The organism is Deinococcus sp., from assembly GCF_030523985.1.
GTDB lineage: Bacteria > Deinococcota > Deinococci > Deinococcales > Deinococcaceae > Deinococcus.
This window is the reverse complement of sequence record NZ_JAUNHK010000165.1, coordinates 1-3,661: the sequence shown is the minus strand read 5'-3', so window position 1 is coordinate 3,661 and position 3,661 is coordinate 1. Positions and strand designations below refer to the sequence as shown.

Annotated in this window: 3 protein-coding genes; 1 reads left to right on the top strand and 2 read right to left on the bottom strand. The window is 68.3% G+C overall.

Annotation, left to right across the window (positions count from 1 at the left end):
* The first annotated feature begins 39 nt into the window (after positions 1–39).
* Positions 40–1,686: a chloride channel protein gene (locus Q4C89_RS14365; protein WP_303103309.1), complete on the top strand. Its 1,647-nt coding sequence runs from the start codon at positions 40–42 to the stop codon at positions 1,684–1,686.
* 222 nt (positions 1,687–1,908) lie between these two features.
* On the opposite strand, the gene trpD is transcribed toward Q4C89_RS14365, so the two are convergent.
* Together trpD and Q4C89_RS14355 are read right to left on the bottom strand one after the other, a co-directional pair.
* The gene (gene trpD, locus Q4C89_RS14360; RefSeq protein ID WP_303103308.1) at positions 1,909–2,937 is read right to left on the bottom strand and encodes an anthranilate phosphoribosyltransferase; all 1,029 of its coding nucleotides are present in this window, start codon (positions 2,935–2,937) and stop codon (positions 1,909–1,911) included.
* The gene (locus Q4C89_RS14355; protein ID WP_303103307.1) at positions 2,934–3,548 is read right to left on the bottom strand and encodes an aminodeoxychorismate/anthranilate synthase component II; all 615 of its coding nucleotides are present in this window, start codon (positions 3,546–3,548) and stop codon (positions 2,934–2,936) included. The genes trpD and Q4C89_RS14355 overlap by 4 nt, the downstream gene beginning before the upstream one ends.
* Positions 3,549–3,661 lie beyond the last annotated feature (113 nt).

The window sequence follows — 3,661 nt, the reverse complement described above, 5'->3', positions numbered from 1 at the left end:
GCGCCCCAGCTGCCGCTCTCTGCTCTAGGATGACGGGCAATGCGTTTACCTTTTACCCGCTCGCCTCTCCCCCGCGCCGTGCTGCTGCGCCTGGAATCGGGCCGGGTCGTGGTGCTCAGCGTGCTTCTGGGCGGCTTTGTGGGCGGGCTGTGCCTGCTGCTGCGGTTGCTGCTTGACCTGCTGCTGCCCGTCGGAGCCTGGCTGACCCGCTACTCGCCCCCCGGAACACCGGGCGAAGGTGGGCTGCTGATGGCCTTCGGGCAGGTGTCGCCCTGGTTACTGCTGCTGCTCCCCCTGGCAGGGGCGGCCTCCACCTGGCTCGTTCCCGCCGAACCGGGCGGCGCGTTCGCCCAACTCGTACGCGGCACCAACCAGCAGGTGCGCGGGCGCGAAACCTGGCCTCAACTGCCCGCCCAGGCCCAGGCCCTCGGCGGCGCACTCGTCGCCTATGTCACGGGCCTGTTTATGGGGCGCGACTCTTTGTTTATTCAGCTAGGCCAAATGGGCACGCGCCTGCTGGCCCGCCTGACCCGTCTGGACACCGCCGAACTGCGGATGCTGATGCTGGCGGGGGCCGCCGCTGGTCTGGGTGCCGTGCTGCACGCGCCCCTGGCAGCAGCCGTGCTGATTGCCGAGGTGCTGTACCGCCGCTTCGAGTTTGAATTTGAAGTCCTGATGCCCTGCGTGCTGGCCTCGGTCGCCGCCTACGCCGTGTACGGGCTGGGCTTCGGCTTTGCGCCGCTGCTCGACCTGGGACAGGTGCAGTTGCCGCCCCTGCGTCAGCTTCCCGCGCTGGCCCTGCTGATGGTGCTGGTCACGGGCGCAGGCTGGCTGCTGCTTCACGCCTGCCGCCTGATTCCCGAGCGCCTGACCGACGGGCGCTGGCGGCCCCTGCTGGGCGCGGCCTTTGGCCTCGTGACTGCGCTGATTGCCGTTTTCGTGACGCCCACCGTGCTGGGTGACGGCTCCGGCTGGTTGCAGGTGGGCCTCAGCGGGTTCATGGGCAGCGAGGCAGCGGCGCAGGGACTCTGGCGCTGGCTGCTGCTGGCGCTGGGGGCGCGGCTGGCGTTTGGTGGCGGGGTGCTGCCCTCCGTCGGCATCGGTGGCCTGCTGGGGATCGGGCTGGCGCACTGGCTCCAGATTGACGTGGCGATGGCAGGACTCGTCGGGGCCGTCGCCTTCCTGACGGTCACGCTGAACGTGCCGGTGGCCGCCACCCTGCTCGCCGTGGCCTGGGGTGGCGACATGATTCTGCCCCTGGCCTTGCTCGCGGCAGGCATCGCCCACGCGCTGAGCGGCGAACCGGGCATCGTGCCGGGACAACTGCGTTCGCGTGCCCACAGCGTTCCGGTGCGCGGCCCGTCGGCCCAGCTTCCCGACGGTGTCCGCAACCTGCCGCGGCACGTTCCGGAAACCCCCGGTGTCCCCTACCAGGGCGGCGAAGGCGAAGCGGGCGGCAGCGAGCGCGAACTCTACCGCCGCGCCGTGCCGCGCAGTTGGCAGGGAGCCAAGTTGAAACTGGTCGCTCTGCCGCCCGGTGTGGAAATCATGGGTATAGTCCGCGACGGCGAAGTGAAGGTGCCGCGCCCGGAGATGTACCTGACCCCCGAAGACGACCTGATTTTCCTGGCCCAGCCCGAAGCCTACGCCGCGCTGGAGGGCGTCCTGCGGCTGCCGGGGGCCTGAATATTGCTTGAATGATACGGGGCTGGGCTTGACTCCGCACATCCGAGGAAAGCGCCCGAATGTGCTCTGCTTCGCCGCTTGGCAAGTCCGCGCCGCCCAATCCCGTTGTTGCTTCCACTCCCCGCCCTGAAAACGGGCCTCCGAATCGCTTCTATCGGCCCGGCACAGTTCGCTCTGCTCGGAAAAACAGTTTGGATGCCCAAACGATTTTTCGAAGCTGTATTACACCCTCGCTTGGGTCAGGGCCGCGTACTTCCGCAGCATCTCCCAGCCTTGCCCGCCCTTCATCACTTCGCGGGCCTGTTCCACGCCTTCGCGAATGCTCTGGACGCGTCCGGCGGTTCTGAGGGCCGCCCCCGTGTTGAGCGCCACGATGTCACGCTGCGCGGGGGTGCCGCCGCCCGTCAGCAGGGCGCGGGTAATTTCGGCGTTCTCGGCAGGACTGCCCCCCACGATGGCCGAGCGGGGATGCAGGTCCACGCCGCATTCTTCGGGGTGCATGACGCGGTCGACAATCTCGCCGTCCCGCAGGCCCGACACGGTGTTGGGGCCGCAGACGGTGAATTCGTCCAGCCCATCGCCGTACACGACGGTGGCCCCCTTCGCCCCCAGGTGCTTGAGGGCTTCAGCCAGCGTGCGGGTCAGGTCGGCCCGGAACACGCCCACGACGAGGTGACTGGCCCCCGCCGGGTTGGACAGCGGCCCCAGGATGTTGAACACCGTGCGGGCGGCAAGGTCGGAGCGCACCGGGGCGGCGTGGCGCAGCGCGGGGTGGTAGTTGCGGGCGAACATGAAGCCCACGCCGAGCGTGTCAATCGCTTCCTGAATCTGTTCGGGGGCGGCGTCCAAGTTGACGCCCAGGGCTTCGAGCACGTCGGCACTTCCGGCCCGCGAGCTGGCGGCGCGGTTGCCGTGCTTGGCGATGGGAATACCCGCGCCTGCCAACACGAAAGCGGTGGTGGTGGAGATGTTGAAGGTATGCGCCCCGTCGCCCCCGGTGCCGACCACATCCATCAGGACTTCGCGGGGGCGCAGCTTGACCGTGACGGCATTTTCGCGCATGGCCTGGGCGAATCCGGCGATTTCTTCGGGGGTTTCGCCGCGCACCCGCAGGGCCGCGAGCGCCGCCGCCAGCCGAACACTGCTCAGGTCGCCCGCCATCACTTCGCGCATGAAGGCCGCTGCCTCGGCCTGGCTCAGAATGTCACCGTTCATCAGTCGGGCGTGGGCGGGCAGAGTGGGCGCGGTCATGCGGCCCCCCGGCTGCGGCGCTCGCGTACCAGTTGCAAAAAGTTTTCCAGCATTTTCATACCTTCCTGGGTCTCGATACTTTCGGGGTGAAACTGCACGCCGTAGATGGGGTAGTCGCGGTGGCGCAGGGCCATCACCACTTCTTCTTGCGGGTCGGTCGTCCAGGCGGTGGCCTCCAGCACTGGCGGCAGCCCGCGCACCACCAGCGAGTGATAGCGGGTCACGCGCACCTGCTCGGGCAGTCCGGCAAACAGCCCCTTGCCCTCATGCCGCAGCACGCTGGTTTTGCCATGCACCGGAAGGCACGCCCGCTCCACCCGCGCCCCGAACGCTTGCCCGATGCTCTGGTGGCCCAGGCACACGCCCAGCAGCGGGTACTGCGGCCCCAGTTCGCGCACCACGTCCACACTCAGGCCCGCTTCGAGCGGCGTACACGGCCCCGGCGACACCACGATGCCGTCGGGGGCCAGCCGCCGCACGTCGTCCAGCGTGAAGGCGTCGTTGCGCCACACGGTCAGGTCGGCGCCCAGCGAGCCGAAGTACTGCACCAGGTTGTAGGTAAAAGAGTCGTAATTGTCTATCAGAAGCAGGCGTAAAGGCGTATCTGGCATGAAAGCTCCAAAGAAAAAGCGCCCGGCGAACGTAGAGTTCACCTAAGCGCGGAAGGGGGCGACGAAACGCAGCCGGAACCAGCCTAGGCGCGGCTGGGCCACCAACGGTTCAG